Below are 13,676 nucleotides of genomic sequence, written 5' to 3' on the forward strand. Positions count from 1 at the left end.
TCTTATTGCGTTTTTAAAGCAGATTTTCAAGTTTATCAGCACATAGCGGAAAAGGCAGGATCGGCTGCGGATCTTTATCCGGAGTGCGCAGCGTTTTTCCCCATTCCACCACGTCATACCAGCTGCCGAGCTTGTATCCGGCTTGTTTTAGACAGCCCATCGGTTGAAAACCGGCTTTTTGATGCAGATGCTCGCTGGCGGGATTGGGGCAGGTGACGACGGAAACCAGAGTGTAGTAGCCCTGAATTCGGGCCAGCTGCTCCAGTTTACTCAACAGCTGCGTCCCCAAACCCCGGCCGCGCTGATCCGCCCGCAGATAAATTGAAACTTCAGTCCACCATTGATAGGCGGCACGTGTCCGGAATGGATGATAATAGCCATAGCCAAGGATCGTCTGATTTTCATCGGTCATTACGATCCAGGGATTCAGCGCCGTCACTTCCGCAATCCGTCGACGAAACTCCTCGGCATCCGGCGCTTCTGTTTCAAAGGTGATCGCCGTTTCTTCAATATATGGCCGATATATATCTGCGAGCGATTGTGCATCCTCCATCTTTGCCCAGCGAAAATAAAATGTCATTTTCATTCCCCCAATGTTTCAGATTTTGGTCTTATTATAAGCTATAAGTTGGAAACCGTAAATGCAGGCGTTAAACTTAATTATGAATTATTCATGAAGTCGATGCAACACGGCTTTTGCGGCTTTTCGGAACATGTTAAAATAGAAACAAATAAGGAATTGCCGATTTGAGGTGAAAGTATGAAAGAAAGGGGTTTTTTACGGAATTATCCATTAATAAGTTTAGACATTGCTTTATTTATCTTTGTTTTGTTGGACTTATTATTAATACCTTTAGGAATTGGTAAAATTATCAGAGCAAATTGGTTGCCAGCTCTTGCTCTTTTGGTTTTTCAATACTTCTGTCTGAGTGATTATAGAATAAAAAGATGGAAAGGCATGGTTATTTTAACTGTTGATTTCCTTCTGGGAGGTTTATTTCTCAATATCTTTCCTGATCAAATCTTAGGAGGGCCCATGCTTGCCAGCGGTCTGGGTGTTGTTGTCTTTGCTGGAATTGAAAAAATATTTCCGTTCAAGAAAAATCAGCGCGAAAAGCTTTTATGCTTTGTCAATTTGTTTACTTTAGTTTATTTTCTCTTCTTTCCTTCCATACACGGAATTAAAAGTATATGTGAAGTTACTCAACAACTAAAAAATCAAAGGCAATCTGAAGTCCGCTTTGTAAATACAGTCAATTATACAAAAGCAGAAGTTTTCTTTGAGGATGAAATCAGTGAATTGACTTCGAAGGAACGAGTCCTTAATTACTATGGTTTTATCACCTTTGAAAATGGTAAGAATATTGGATTGATTGTTAGTCCCCATACCGGTGAAATTATTGTGGAGAAAGCTTTGAAAGAAAGTCCGGAAATTATGTTTTTAATGCTAAAATAAGTAAAAACGAGATGGGGGATATAAAATGAAAGGAAAAGAATGGAAGAAGTACATTCTGATAGTTCTTATTATTTTGTTGTATGTTTTGGAATTAGGTCTTTTATGGAATTATTCTCATCGTATGTATAAAGAAATTATTGAATTTAATTCGATTTTCTTAATTGGCCCGATCCTTTTTCTCATTTGGTTATTTTTTAGTAAAGAAAAATCTCAAGCTTGGATGAAGAATGAGAAATTTGGAAGGGTTTTAGCAGTCGGACATTTATGTTTTGGAGTGCTTATTTTGTTAATCCCGTATGATCTTTCCTATCTGTATTTTATTTCTTTTGCCGTAGGATATGGGATCTATTATTATAGCTCTATAAATCAGATTTTGAACAGGGGTAAGCGTCTGTCAGTGTGCGCTCTATGTATATTGATGACAGAACTCATTATGACTGTTACTTTTCCGCTTATAACTAATTTAAGAACTGTTGATAAAGCTGAAGAAGTTTTAATACGAATGGGATATACCGAGATTGAATATCATACGAATACTTCGCCCATTAGTATCAGTTGGGTCTTTTCTGATCCTGTACCGGAAATGAGTGAACAAGAGAAGAAAACAGATTTATACGTTTATACAGCGATTCGGCAAGGGGAAAAGCTTGGAATTCTGATCAGTCCGACAACAGGACGGATTATAGCTCAAGCGCCCATTTCTGAGAATAAAGTTTTAAATCTATTAATTCAATATTAAACTCAAAAAAACATAGAAAGAGGTTATCATGGAAGGGAAGACTAGTTTTTGGAACCGATATGGCCTGATGCTTTTGGGAATCCTGCTTTATGGAATAGATCTCGCATTGATCATTTTCGTTACACAGCGGTTGTATAAGAATATCGTAGAGGTGTCATTTGTTATGGCACTGCCTCCGATATATTTTGTGTTCTGGCTTATGCGCGGTAAAGAGGGCCGGGAAAAAAGACGCGAAGATGAGCTCAATTCCAGGCTGTCCCGATGGCTGGTGCCGCCGTTATTCTTTGCCATGGCGCTTTATATATGGGTCGAGATGCCCTATATGTTAGAATGGGGTTATAGTCTTGCCATGGGCGCTGGCACTTTATTGTATCATGCTTGTTTACGCAAACGGATTCCGGGCTGGGGACAGCGAATCTCTGAAATATATATCTGCATTTTGGTTTTAGAATTCTTTCTCATTCTTTCTTTTCCATTGATCACGGGAATGAAAACTGTAAATCAGGCGGAAGCGATCTTAACGCGGCAAGGCGATGAAGACATCCACTATACGGCCAACATTTCTCCATCTGAGCTGGAACGGATCTTTAAAGCTGACGTGCCCGAGTTGACGCGCAGTGAAAAGAAAACTGGATTTTATGTGTTTTCAGCTCTGGATCAGGGAGAAGCGGTCGGCGTGATAGTCAGTCCGGCCAGCGGCCGGATTGTCAGGCAGGCTGCGTTATCCGACAATTTAGTATTGGATCTGATGATTCATCAGTAAGGAGGACGGCATGGATACGCTTAAAACGATGGGGAAACGAATGAAACCGATTTTTGTCTTCGTGCTTTTGGAAGTCCTGCTGGCCGGCGTATTGATCGGCTGTCAGACGCAGGGCCTGGATTTGGATGGAGATCTGCGGCTGATTCTTAGTTACTGCTTTGTTTTATTTGTCGCTTTGTTTCAATGCCTGGATTGTCCGGATAGGAAAATGGATCCGAAGAAATGGAAACATGCCATCTTGGCTTTTATTGCCGTTCTGGTTTTCGCGCTGTTGTATGACCTGCGCTGGGTAGATAATTGGAATTCGGTGAGGAACTTGCTTTCTACGATAGGCACGGTAAGTACGCTGATTCTCCTTCTGATTCGTTTTATCCGTAAGCGGAAACTTTCCGTTGTCACAGGCTCGATGCTGCTGATGGCCAGCGATGGAATTGCCGCTCTGCTTCTGACCTTCCTGTAACCGGAAGGATTTTTAAGCAAATTACCTTTATTTTATTACCAGTCATGATATAATGGATTCGCATTTCAGGTGCAGGAAACTGCTTAATCGGGAACAGAGTGAATTTCTCTGACTGCCCCAGCAACCGTGAAGCGGACAAACTTCCAACAGCCACTGTATATTGATATGGGAAGGCGGAAGGGCGGATGAAGCGAAGTCGGTAGACCGGCCTTAAATGAAAGAAGTCTTGTCTTCTGGGTGAAGGATGAAAGGCTAGGCTGTGATTAGCTCTGTTTTAATCATGGAATAGTCAAACTCACTCATTCTGAATTCAGGAATGAGTTTTTATTTGGAAAGGGGGATTGGGAATGGATCAACGCTGTTGCGCTTATTCGTTTCTAAAAGAAACTTCGCGGCAATGTGATTATGAGGTTGCCAGCGATGAACTGGCGTCGCTGATCGCCCAGGCGGCGCATTCAGCCAGGCATCAGCCGGAACTGCTGAAGCTGTGCGAACTGGTCTATCATGCCAACGGCTCAATCCGGGGACGCCTGGCGATTCGGGACGAGGACTTTGAATGGCTTGATCAGCTGTATGTCCGTCTGACGCAGGAAAACGGACCACTCCGGCAATTTGTGCTGCCGGCTGGCTGCGAAGGGGCCTGCGCGCTGCATGTGCTGCGCAGCCGGTGCAAGGCGGTGCTGCGGATCGCGTACGCCATCGACCGGGAAGAAAAACCGGTACCGGCGATCCTGCTGGATTTCTGGAATCTGTTGTCCAACGTTTTCTTCCAGATGGCACTGAAGGAAAACCGGTTGGAAGGCGTGAGCGAGATTCCGTTTGCTTCCCGCAGCTACGATGTCGGTTAAACAAATCGCGCGAATCGCGATCATGGCGGCGATGATGGCCGTGGTGTTCACGATGTTTTCGCAGGTGCTGTATCTGGAAGCGATCACGCTGACGATCGCGGTGCTGGCGCTGACGTTTGAGCGGCGCGAGGTCTTCTATGGCGCGTTGGTATTTACGCTGGTGAACATGTTGGTGCAGGGTGTTTCCATCTGGACCTTCGCTTACTGCCTGATCTATCCCGTCTATGCGCTTCTGTTCGGCAGCTTGAAGCCGGTGCTGCGGCGGTATCGGTGGTCGGCGGTCGTGCTTGTCGGTCTGTGCTCGTTTGCGACGGGTCAGCTGCTCGATCTGCCGTTTATTCTGTTCTCGCCGAAAGTGACTCTGATTTACATTGTTCTGGGCTTAAAAACGTCGGTTATTCAGGGATTAGTGAGCGCGCTGGAAGCACTGTTTCTGCTTGATCCGCTGCTTGACCGGCTGGAAAAGATGGAGAGGAAATAAAAAATGAAAAAGAAATGGATTGCCGCAGCCGCGATTTTGGCTGCAATTCTGGTCTGTGTGCTGGGCTTCAACGCGCTAAAACCGAAGACGGTGGCCGGCGCAAAAACGATCAACGTTACCGTCGTTAATGAAATCGACGGCACTGAACTGTTTTCCGGAGCGATCAAAACCGATGCGGAAACCTTAGGCAAAATGCTGGAGGAGGCGCCGGAGCTGAAAGCGAAAATGGAAACAAGCACGTACGGCCGACTTTTAACCGCGCTGCTGGACGTAGAACAGGGGGATATGGCGACTGGCCCGTGGTGGCTGTACGAATCGGAAAATAACGAAGCCTGCAAGGCGGCGGGATTCTGTCCGGCCGTTGATGAAACCCCGATTCAGGATCAGGATCATTTCACATTTAAATACACGGACAGCTATTAAAACCGCGATAACCAAACTTCGTTTTTTGCAGGACGCAATTATCCCCACCGGCCGGATATCGGGTAAGAATTTGTTGGATTTTCCAGAAGCATCCGGCTTTGATCTGCGGAAAAATATGGTATAATAAAAACCATTCAGGCTGAAGAAACGAAGGTCAGGATTCATGGGGAATGTTACAAACCCAAAGCAACGTTAGGAAAATGAATGAGAAACAAGGTGCGACAGGACGGATGTCTTCGCCGGCCTTGTTTTTCTTGCCCATAGACAGTAGGAGGAATGCAGAAATGGAAATTGAAGTCATAAAACGCGACGGCCGGACGGTCCGCTTTCACAAGGAAAAAATTCAAAATGTCATTGAAAAGGGGTTTGCCAACGTCGGCACACATTGCAGCGAGGAGAACGTCAGGAAAGTCCTGAACCGGGCTTTGAATCAGATTGAGGCTGCCGATCTGCCGCAGATTGAAATCGAGAAGATTCAGGATCAGGTTGAGGAAGCTTTTGTCGAGGAAGGCTTCATTGAGGAATACAAAGCGTTTAAGAACTACCGTCAGAAGCGCGCGCTGGCCCGCGATTGTTTCTCATCCCGCCAGCACCGGCTGATGAAAACGCTGGAAAACTTCGGGATCAAGGACTCGAAGGAAGTCAATGAAAAGCGGGAGAACGCCAACATCAACGGCGACAGCGCGATGGGGATGATGCTGCAGTACGGCAGCACGCTGACCAAGGCCTATACGACCTCCTATTGTCTGGATCCGAAGGTGGCGGCCGCGCATGAAAACGGCGATATCCACATTCATGACATGGATTTCTATCCGATGGGCACGACAACCTGTCTGCAGATTCCGCTGGACAAGCTGTTTCAGGGTGGTTTCAATACCGGCCACGGTTTTCTGCGCGAGCCAAAGGACATCGCTTCTTACGCGGCGCTGGCGGCGATTGCAATCCAGTCCAATCAGAATGATCAGCACGGCGGTCAGTCGATTCCGCTGTTTGATTACTATCTGGCTCCGGGCGTCATGCATACCTTTAAGAAAAACTACCGTCAGGCGTTGACCGATTATGTCGATTACACCCAGGCGCTGGACTTGGAAACGCTGAATTTGGCGCTGAGCCAGATTGAGGGTCTAAACGATTTGCGGGCGGTGGAGCTGACCGGCGATCAGTTGCCGTTAGTCTATGAAAAAGCGTTGGCGAAAACGGAACGCGCGACATATCAGGCAATGGAAGGTCTGATCCACAATTTGAATACGATGCATTCCCGGGCTGGCGCGCAGGTTCCGTTCAGTTCGATCAACTTCGGAACGGATACGAGCGAAGCGGGCAGAATGGTTTCACGGCAGCTGCTGCTGGCCATGGAGAGCGGTCTGGGCAATCATGAAACGCCGATTTTCCCGATCCTGATCTTCAAGATTAAAGAAGGCGTCAACTACAATCCGGGTGATCCGAACTATGATCTGTTCCAGCTTTCCTGCCGCGTTTCTGCCAAGCGGATGTTCCCGAACTTCGCATTCATCGACGCGCCGTTCAATAAGCAATATTACAAGGAAGGCCGGCCGGAAACGGAAATCGCCTACATGGGCTGCCGGACGCGCGTGATCGGCAATGAGATCGATCCGGAAAACGAAGTCGTCGTCGGCCGGGGCAACCTCAGCTTCACCTCGATCAACCTGCCGCGTCTGGGCTTAAAGCATGGCGAGGTCTTGCAAGGGCAGTGCGATCTGGCGGGCTTCTATCAGGAACTGGACGAAAAGATGGATCTGGTAAAGGATCAGCTGTTGGAACGTTACCGTGTTCAGTGCGCCCGCCGGGTCAAGAATTTCCCGTTCCTGATGGCGCAGGGCAACTGGCTGAATTCAGATCAGCTGGATATTGAAGATACGCTGGAATCGGTGCTGAAGCATGGCACATTGACGATCGGCTTCATCGGTCTGGCGGAATGTCTGAAAGCTTTGATCGGCAAGCATCATGGCGAAAGTGAGGACGCTCAGCAGCTGGGACTGACGATCGTCACCCGGATGCGTGAGCGCTGTGATCACTATACGAAGCAATACGGCTTGAATTTCTCTCTGATCGCGACTCCGGCGGAAGGTCTGTCGGGCCGGTTCATCAAGATGGATCAGGAAGAATACGGTAAGATCGAAGGGGTGACGGATAAGGAATACTACACGAATTCATTCCATGTCCCGGTTTACTATCCAACCGATTTCTACCACAAGTTGTCGGTGGAAGCCCCGTATCACGCTTTGACCAACGGCGGGCATATCTCTTATGTGGAGATGGACGGCGATCCGTCGACCAATCTGGCGGCGTTTGAGAAGGTCGTCCGGATGATGAAGGAGCTGGGGATCGGCTACGGGGCGATCAACCACCCGATCGACCGCGATCCGGTCTGCGGCTTTAACGGAATTATCAACGACGAATGCCCGTGCTGCGGAAGAACGGAGGACGGCGTGCCGTTTGAGCGGATCCGCCGGATCACCGGATATCTGGTCGGGACGCTGGACCGGTTTAACGATGCGAAGCGGGCGGAAGTCCGCGATCGCGTGAAGCATGGCTGAGCTGCGTTTATCCGCGCCGGTGCAGTTTGACAGTATTGTCGACGGCGAGGGTCTGCGGGCGGTCATCTGGACACAGGGCTGTCCGCATGGCTGCCCGGGCTGTCACAATCCCCAGACGCACCCGTTTGACGGGGGAACAAGCGTCGCATCCGAGATCCTTCTAAAACAGCTGAAGGCTCATTTCTATCTGGACGGCGTGACGTTTTCCGGAGGCGAGCCAATGGCACAGGCCGCGGCCTGCGGCGAATTGGCGCAGGCTGTGCATCAGCTGGGAATGAATGTGTGGTGCTATACCGGTTATACGTGGGAAGCGTTGATGGAAGCGAAGGATCCAGATCAAAGGGCGTTTTTGGAACAGATCGACGTCTTGATCGACGGGCCGTTTCTGCTTGCGCAGAAATCCCTGAATTTGCGGTTCCGGGGGTCGGCGAATCAGCGGCTGATCGACGTGCAGGCCAGCTTAAAAGCGCAGTGTGTTGTTTTAGCTGAGAAATACTGAAAGAAAAGCGAAGCCTGAAGGAGAAGAAAGCGGGAGCGGATTTTCAACATCGCCCCGCTTTTGTCGATGCGGGAGTTGCATCCCTTGTCAGTTTGTGTATAATTACGATGGATAACGGTCGGGAGGATGAACATGCGGGATAAGATCCGGTTTGATGCTTATAAAGAATTAAAGATCGTCAATATTGAAAGTCTGTTTTTTGCTTTTCTGCTTGGGTTTACGCTCATTGACAACGGTCTGTCGCCGATCGCGGGCGTAGCGGCCGGCCTGGTTTCGGTGCTGGTCATTAAATTTCTGTTCCGGTTTAAAATCGGATATTTTCTGGTATCCACGGTATTCAGCGGATTCTGGGCGGCAGCGTTCAGCTCAGGCTGGCTGCGGGATGGAAACTGGCTGATCGGCGGCGGTCTGGCATTGGGCATTTTTGCGGCGTGCCTGTACGGGCATAAATTAAATTATGAGGAAGAAAAAAATCGCGAGGACGACTAAGAACAAGGCGGTGTTTCGTGGTGAAAAGGTCCCTGCGGGCAAGGCTGCCGCAGGTTTTTTTGTGGAAAGTTCCAGCGGGTTATGAGGAAAACGAAGAGAGTATTTCAGGTTTGTCCTGTACTTCGCTGAGCATTTTGATCTGATTTCTAACAGCGCATATTTGATTTCAAAGGTTTCCTTCATCATCGAAGAAATTCCCCTTTTGTGCCCTATTGGACTAAAATGGAAAAAGAAAATATAGGGAATAATGAAATAATATCTAGGTAATATATCGAAGGAATGTCATGAGCCGCGTCCCGCTGGTTTTCATCCGGGAGTTATGATATAGTTACAATGTATAAACAAATTGTGGAAATTCAAGTTGAACCATGCGGTCAAATTTGGTTTTTCGAGGCAGTCTGCGGCGCATATCCCGCGGGAGAACGGAGGAACTTATGAAAGAAATGCCGAAGTATAAAATTATTGAAAATTACATCATTGACCGGATCCAGTCCGGTGATTTAAAGCCGGGCGATCAGATCGAAACTGAAAAACAGCTGAGTGAAAAGTTTGATATCGGCCGGCTGACCGTCAACAAAGCGCTGATTAACCTGGCTCAGGAGGGCTATATCGAACGCACGGCCGGCAAGGGGTCGTTCGTGCTGCCGCGGATGGTGACCAAAAGCATCAGTCAGGGCGGCAGTTTCACCGACGATATGGCTTCGGTCGGCATGAAAGCTGGTTCGCAGCTGATCGAATACAAGGTTTATAAAGCGTCGGACGTCCCGGAGGTCGCGGAATATCTGGAGCTGGCGGATGATGAACTGATCCATTACTTCGTGCGGCTGCGGACCGGGGATGGGGAACCGATTGCGTTGAGCTATACTTACATTTCCGCCAAGATCGTTCCGGCGATCAACGTCAAGGCGCTGGAAGGCTCATTAACGGAATATCTCCATTCCGTCGGTGTTTACCGGGGCGGCGCGCTGCATAAGATGTCGGCGCATCTGCCCAGCGAGTCGCAGAAAAAGCTGCTCGGCGTCGGCAATGTCGCTTTGCTTTTAAACGAGCATATCACCTATGACGAACAGCGGCGCCCGTATGAATACATCAAAACCTACTACATCAGCAGCCAATATGCCTATACCTTCAGGACAGGATTTCTGGCGGAGCGTTAAAAAAATAGTAAAACTGTTCGTTCTCCTCTTGAGATCTTTTTAAAATAGTATATAATGAAGTTGTAAATGTATATATAAATACAGATACACATTATTCCTCAGAAAACTTGCTGGTCACAATGTTTGCGCTGGAAAATCTCAAGGAGGACAAGAGAATGAAAAAATGGATGGTTGACTGCGTGCTGGAAACCCCGGCGACCGCTGAAGCAATGTTCAAAAACAAGGACGCCCTGGTCGGCAAGCTTGTCGATCTGTTTTTGGCGAAGGATTACAAGAAGATCGTCATGGTCGCTTCCGGTTCTTCCTACAACATCGCCAACTGCTCGAGGTATGCGATCCAGAACTATCTGGGCGTCAAGGTTGATCTGATCAACTCCGTCACCTATGCCAAATATGATTATAAGTTCCATGAAAACGCGCTGGTCATCTGTATGTCGCAGAGCGGCAAGAGCACCAACACGATTGAAGCCGTCGTCAAGGCAAAGGAATGCGGCAACGACGTCGTCGCGATCTCGATGGTTCCAAACAGCCCGATCACGCGGTATTGCGATACCGTGCTGGAATACGGTTCCTATGGCCCGGGTGACGATGTATTTGTTTGCCGCGGCGTTCCGACGTCCACGCTTTACTTCATTTTGTTTGCGTTGGAAGCCGGTGTGAAAAAGGGGACGTATCCGAAAGACAGCTATAAAAAACGCATGAAGGAAATCGAAACGATCATCCATGAAATGCCGCGGATCCACGAAAAGATCAATCAATGGTATGATGCGAACAAGGAAGAACTGTGGTCGATGAAACGGGCGATGACCGTCGGGATCGGTCCGAGCTTTGGCCCGGCGATCGAAGGTGCGCTGAAAATGGAAGAAACGATCGGGATTCCGTCCAACGTCTATGAAACGGAAGAGTTCCTGCATGGTCCGGTCTATGAAATTAAAAAGGACAACGCTGTTTTCCTGCTGGACATGGACGATACGATGCACGATCGCGTGATGATGATTTACGAAGGTCTGCATCAGCTGACCGACCGTGTTTATCTGATCACCCGGCATCCGGGCAACAGTGATAAGCGGGTCATGACGATTGATGTCGATGCCTGCAGCCTGCTTCTGCCGATGTTGTTTGTCATGCCGTTTCAGATTTTATCCAGCCGGATCTGTGACGATTGCCGGATCAGTGCGATCACCGTGTATAACTACCGCTTTTCCCAGGCGATTAAAACCAAGGCGAATTGACGCCTGAAGACATCCTTCCCTTTCTTTTCAGAAGCCGCAGCCCGGCTTCTTTTTTTATCGGGCTCAAGCCTTGCCAATCTGAAAAATATTTTGTAGTTCGATTTACAATGAAAATAACTCTTGCCAAATGCTGGAATTTAATGGTAGAATCATTTCTGTTTGAAATTCAAAATATTTGGAGGAGTTATGAAAAAGATATTGAAAAGAGTCGGGATCGGTCTGCTTGCGGCGGTTGTTCTGCTTGCGGCCGGGTTGGGATGGATGTTTCGAAAAGAGATTCAGACGTTGAATTCGATCCGGAAAGTGGACGATTACGGAATGTATCAGATCGAGTACAGCGCGGATTACGGACTGGATCAGCTGGTGGCATCCGGCGGCGCGTCCAGCGATTCCGAGCTGGTTTCTTATGTGGCTGGGAATTTATTGAAGGGCCTGCCGCTGAAATTCAATATTCCGGATTTCGGATGCAGCACGTTTCAGGCGCAAAATGAGGATGGAGACTGGTTGTTCGGCCGGAATTACGATCTGAACTATGTTCCAAGCATGATCGTCAAATCCAATCCGGATCAGGGTTATGCTTCAATCTCCATCGCGAACATCTCAGTTCTGGGCTACAACGAGGAAAAGCGGCCGGACAGCTTCCTGTCGTCGATCATGAGTCTGGCCGCTCCGTATGTCATGATGGATGGCATGAACGAGATGGGCTTTTCGATCGGCGTGCTGCTGATCCGCGGCGTGGAGCCGACCCATCAGGAAACGGACAAGCTGGACTTGACGACGACGTCCGCAATGCGCTGGCTGCTGGACAAAGCGGCGACGGTCGAGGAAGCGATCGGCATGCTGGAAAACATGGATATGCACGCTTCGGCCAACGCTTCCTATCACTTCCAGATGGCCGATGCGCAAGGCGACAGTGCGGTCATCGAATATATCGACAACCAGCTGCGCGTCATCCGTAAGGAAGACGGCGAGTTCCAGATGCTGACAAACTTTCTGATCAGCGAGGATGTTTACGGCTTTGGCAAGGGGCAGGACCGGTATGCGATTCTGGCGGATACGCTGCAGGAAAACAACGGCATTTTATCGGAAAATGAAGCGATGTCCTTATTGGAAGCCGTCAGTCAGAATAAGGTGAACGAGGAAACCGGCGCGCTGACCGCAACCCAGTGGTCTGTCGTTTACAACAACACGCAAAAGACCGCGAAGATCGTAGCCGGCGGCCAGTTCGGCAAAGTCATCGAGATTTCGCTGGGACAATAACAACGGGAAAATCTTTCGCTGCGGCAGTGATGAAAATCACTGCTTTTTTTGTTTGGAAAAGTGGAAAGAGAGCGGTTTTCCGACGCAAAAAGCACACTTATTATGACTGTTCTATAAAGCCGGGATTTCTTTGAAAATCATGCGGATTTGTCCTTTAACTTGATTATAGGATGGGAAAAAGCAGCTTGTCAATAAAAGTGTACCTATTGTTACAGCCAAAATTGACAGATTTATATATTGTTAATGATTTTAAATATCTAAGAAAATATAAAATGAAATTCTATGAAATGCTATAAATATATAGACAATATAAATTGATTATGCTATATTAAGTTTACAAAAATGATAGCGCTTACCAGGAGGGATCGAATATGAAACATGTCGTTTTACTGACTCATGGCCATTTGTGCGAAGGCTTCGCTTCTGCTCTGCAGGTCATTTCCGGCTCAGACAATCCGCTGACGCTGCTCTGCATGGAAGCCCAGGATTCGCCGGACACGATGCACAGCCGGGTTCGTCAGGTTCTTGAGCGCTTCCCGGCGGAGGATCCGGTCATTCTGATGACGGATATCCCCGTTGGCAGCACGACGCAGATCGCGATTCCATTTCTGGAAGACTACGCCAACCTCTACATTGTGACAGGCTTGAATTTGGGCCTGTTGCTGGAGGTGGCGCTGAATCCGATGGAAGACGATGTCAGCACGATCCTGCGGGAAGCGGTTGAAGCCAGTCGCCAAACATTACTGTTCATCAATGACCAGCTGGACAGCAATGAGGAATAAAAAAGAAAGGGAGATGTTTCCATGATTAAACTTCTCAGAATTGATGATCGTTTGATCCACGGGCAGGTCGCTGTCTATTGGGTCAATGCGACCGGCGCGGACACGATTGTCATCGCCAACGACAAGCACGCTACCAACGCCATGCTTAAGATGTCCTTAACCGTCGGGAAGCCGGCCGGCTCCAAAATGGAGGTGCTGACCGTAGCCAAAGCGGTGGACTATCTCAACAACGCCGCCCATGCCAAGCGTAAAATCTTATTGATCTGCGGCAGCTGCGAAGACGCGGCAACGCTGTGCGCCGGGGCGGCGGAAATTAAGGAAGTCGATTTAGGGGGGATCCGGTTCGCAGAGGGACGCACCTCGATTTCCAATCAGGTCTTCTTAGTCGAGGACGATCTGCGGCATCTGGATGCGATCGCCAGGCAAGGCGGAACGGTTTACATTCAGGAAGCCCCGTCAAAGCCGAAGATCCCGCTGTCTGAAATTCATTCCATATTTGAAAAAAATAAAAAGTAAAAACACTCGGAAA

The 13,676-nt window shown here is 48.4% G+C and carries 16 protein-coding genes and 1 riboswitch; of the genes, 15 read left to right on the forward strand and 1 reads right to left on the reverse strand.

The annotated features are described in order from the left end of the window. Positions 1-13: 13 nt before the first annotated feature. Positions 14-580: a GNAT family N-acetyltransferase gene (locus tag BQ7364_RS11180; RefSeq protein ID WP_072684788.1), complete on the reverse strand. Its 567-nt coding sequence runs from the start codon at positions 578-580 to the stop codon at positions 14-16. A gap of 180 nt (positions 581-760) precedes the next feature. Between BQ7364_RS11180 and BQ7364_RS11185 the strand changes: the two genes are divergently transcribed. The 15 genes from BQ7364_RS11185 (at position 761) to BQ7364_RS11255 (ending at position 13,663) form a co-directional block, all read left to right on the forward strand. Beyond that, on the forward strand, positions 761-1,456 hold the full coding sequence (locus BQ7364_RS11185; RefSeq protein WP_072684789.1) for a hypothetical protein: 696 nt from the start codon (positions 761-763) through the stop codon (positions 1,454-1,456). A 25-nt stretch (positions 1,457-1,481) separates the two neighbouring features. Further along, positions 1,482-2,195, forward strand: a complete 714-nt coding sequence (locus tag BQ7364_RS11190) for a hypothetical protein (protein WP_072684790.1) — start codon at positions 1,482-1,484, stop codon at positions 2,193-2,195. A gap of 28 nt (positions 2,196-2,223) precedes the next feature. Next, complete coding sequence (locus tag BQ7364_RS11195) at positions 2,224-2,958, forward strand: hypothetical protein (RefSeq protein ID WP_072684791.1); 735 nt, start codon at positions 2,224-2,226, stop codon at positions 2,956-2,958. A gap of 10 nt (positions 2,959-2,968) precedes the next feature. Then, positions 2,969-3,418 carry a hypothetical protein gene (locus tag BQ7364_RS11200; protein ID WP_072684792.1) on the forward strand — a complete coding sequence of 150 codons (450 nt, stop codon included), beginning with the start codon at positions 2,969-2,971 and terminating at the stop codon, positions 3,416-3,418. 50 nt (positions 3,419-3,468) lie between these two features. Further along, positions 3,469-3,646: riboswitch (cobalamin riboswitch) on the forward strand. Positions 3,647-3,765: 119 nt separating this feature from the next. Continuing rightward, complete coding sequence (locus BQ7364_RS11205; RefSeq protein ID WP_072684793.1) at positions 3,766-4,266, forward strand: hypothetical protein; 501 nt, start codon at positions 3,766-3,768, stop codon at positions 4,264-4,266. Beyond that, positions 4,256-4,747, forward strand: coding sequence for a hypothetical protein (locus BQ7364_RS11210; RefSeq protein ID WP_072684794.1), 492 nt, complete (start codon positions 4,256-4,258; stop codon positions 4,745-4,747). Before BQ7364_RS11205 ends, BQ7364_RS11210 begins: the two co-directional genes overlap by 11 nt. Positions 4,748-4,750: 3 nt before the next feature. Beyond that, a complete protein-coding gene (locus BQ7364_RS11215; protein ID WP_072684795.1) occupies positions 4,751-5,170 on the forward strand; it encodes a DUF4430 domain-containing protein in 420 nt (139 codons plus the stop codon). A gap of 284 nt (positions 5,171-5,454) precedes the next feature. Continuing rightward, positions 5,455-7,728 carry an anaerobic ribonucleoside triphosphate reductase gene (locus BQ7364_RS11220; protein ID WP_072684796.1) on the forward strand — a complete coding sequence of 758 codons (2,274 nt, stop codon included), beginning with the start codon at positions 5,455-5,457 and terminating at the stop codon, positions 7,726-7,728. Further along, positions 7,721-8,227: an anaerobic ribonucleoside-triphosphate reductase activating protein gene (gene nrdG / locus BQ7364_RS11225; RefSeq protein WP_072684797.1), complete on the forward strand. Its 507-nt coding sequence runs from the start codon at positions 7,721-7,723 to the stop codon at positions 8,225-8,227. The genes BQ7364_RS11220 and nrdG overlap by 8 nt, the downstream gene beginning before the upstream one ends. Before the next feature lie 132 nt (positions 8,228-8,359). Continuing rightward, positions 8,360-8,716 (forward strand): hypothetical protein, encoded by a 357-nt coding sequence (locus BQ7364_RS11230; protein WP_072684798.1) that lies wholly within the window; start codon positions 8,360-8,362, stop codon positions 8,714-8,716. A gap of 434 nt (positions 8,717-9,150) precedes the next feature. Further along, entirely contained in the window at positions 9,151-9,873 is a 723-nt protein-coding gene (locus BQ7364_RS11235) for a GntR family transcriptional regulator (protein WP_072684799.1), read from the forward strand. 155 nt (positions 9,874-10,028) lie between these two features. After that, positions 10,029-11,105, forward strand: coding sequence for an SIS domain-containing protein (locus BQ7364_RS11240; RefSeq protein WP_072684800.1), 1,077 nt, complete (start codon positions 10,029-10,031; stop codon positions 11,103-11,105). Positions 11,106-11,291: 186 nt separating this feature from the next. Next, a complete protein-coding gene (locus BQ7364_RS11245; protein WP_072684801.1) occupies positions 11,292-12,365 on the forward strand; it encodes a linear amide C-N hydrolase in 1,074 nt (357 codons plus the stop codon). A gap of 371 nt (positions 12,366-12,736) precedes the next feature. Further along, positions 12,737-13,147, forward strand: a complete 411-nt coding sequence (locus BQ7364_RS11250; protein WP_072684802.1) for a PTS sugar transporter subunit IIA — start codon at positions 12,737-12,739, stop codon at positions 13,145-13,147. Between the two features lie 21 nt (positions 13,148-13,168). Then, positions 13,169-13,663 (forward strand): PTS sugar transporter subunit IIB, encoded by a 495-nt coding sequence (locus tag BQ7364_RS11255; RefSeq protein WP_072684803.1) that lies wholly within the window; start codon positions 13,169-13,171, stop codon positions 13,661-13,663. The last annotated feature ends 13 nt before the right edge of the window (positions 13,664-13,676 follow it).

This window comes from Holdemania sp. Marseille-P2844 (genome assembly GCF_900120005.1).
In the GTDB taxonomy this organism is placed as follows: domain Bacteria; phylum Bacillota_I; class Bacilli_A; order Erysipelotrichales; family Erysipelotrichaceae; genus Holdemania.

What these genes read in the sequence shown, in the direction of transcription:
- BQ7364_RS11230 (WP_072684798.1), top strand. Translation starts at nt 8,360, where the DNA reads ATGCGGGATAAGATCCGGTTTGATGCTTATAAAGAATTAAAGATCGTC.
- nrdG (WP_072684797.1), top strand. Translation starts at nt 7,721, where the DNA reads ATGGCTGAGCTGCGTTTATCCGCGCCGGTGCAGTTTGACAGTATTGTC.
- BQ7364_RS11205 (WP_072684793.1), top strand. Translation starts at nt 3,766, where the DNA reads ATGGATCAACGCTGTTGCGCTTATTCGTTTCTAAAAGAAACTTCGCGG.
- BQ7364_RS11250 (WP_072684802.1), top strand. Translation starts at nt 12,737, where the DNA reads ATGAAACATGTCGTTTTACTGACTCATGGCCATTTGTGCGAAGGCTTC.
- BQ7364_RS11240 (WP_072684800.1), top strand. Translation starts at nt 10,029, where the DNA reads ATGAAAAAATGGATGGTTGACTGCGTGCTGGAAACCCCGGCGACCGCT.
- BQ7364_RS11190 (WP_072684790.1), top strand. Translation starts at nt 1,482, where the DNA reads ATGAAAGGAAAAGAATGGAAGAAGTACATTCTGATAGTTCTTATTATT.
- BQ7364_RS11195 (WP_072684791.1), top strand. Translation starts at nt 2,224, where the DNA reads ATGGAAGGGAAGACTAGTTTTTGGAACCGATATGGCCTGATGCTTTTG.
- BQ7364_RS11220 (WP_072684796.1), top strand. Translation starts at nt 5,455, where the DNA reads ATGGAAATTGAAGTCATAAAACGCGACGGCCGGACGGTCCGCTTTCAC.
- BQ7364_RS11185 (WP_072684789.1), top strand. Translation starts at nt 761, where the DNA reads ATGAAAGAAAGGGGTTTTTTACGGAATTATCCATTAATAAGTTTAGAC.
- BQ7364_RS11255 (WP_072684803.1), top strand. Translation starts at nt 13,169, where the DNA reads ATGATTAAACTTCTCAGAATTGATGATCGTTTGATCCACGGGCAGGTC.
- BQ7364_RS11210 (WP_072684794.1), top strand. Translation starts at nt 4,256, where the DNA reads ATGTCGGTTAAACAAATCGCGCGAATCGCGATCATGGCGGCGATGATG.
- BQ7364_RS11235 (WP_072684799.1), top strand. Translation starts at nt 9,151, where the DNA reads ATGAAAGAAATGCCGAAGTATAAAATTATTGAAAATTACATCATTGAC.
- BQ7364_RS11180 (WP_072684788.1), bottom strand. Translation starts at nt 580, where the DNA reads ATGACATTTTATTTTCGCTGGGCAAAGATGGAGGATGCACAATCGCTC.
- BQ7364_RS11200 (WP_072684792.1), top strand. Translation starts at nt 2,969, where the DNA reads ATGGATACGCTTAAAACGATGGGGAAACGAATGAAACCGATTTTTGTC.
- BQ7364_RS11245 (WP_072684801.1), top strand. Translation starts at nt 11,292, where the DNA reads ATGAAAAAGATATTGAAAAGAGTCGGGATCGGTCTGCTTGCGGCGGTT.
- BQ7364_RS11215 (WP_072684795.1), top strand. Translation starts at nt 4,751, where the DNA reads ATGAAAAAGAAATGGATTGCCGCAGCCGCGATTTTGGCTGCAATTCTG.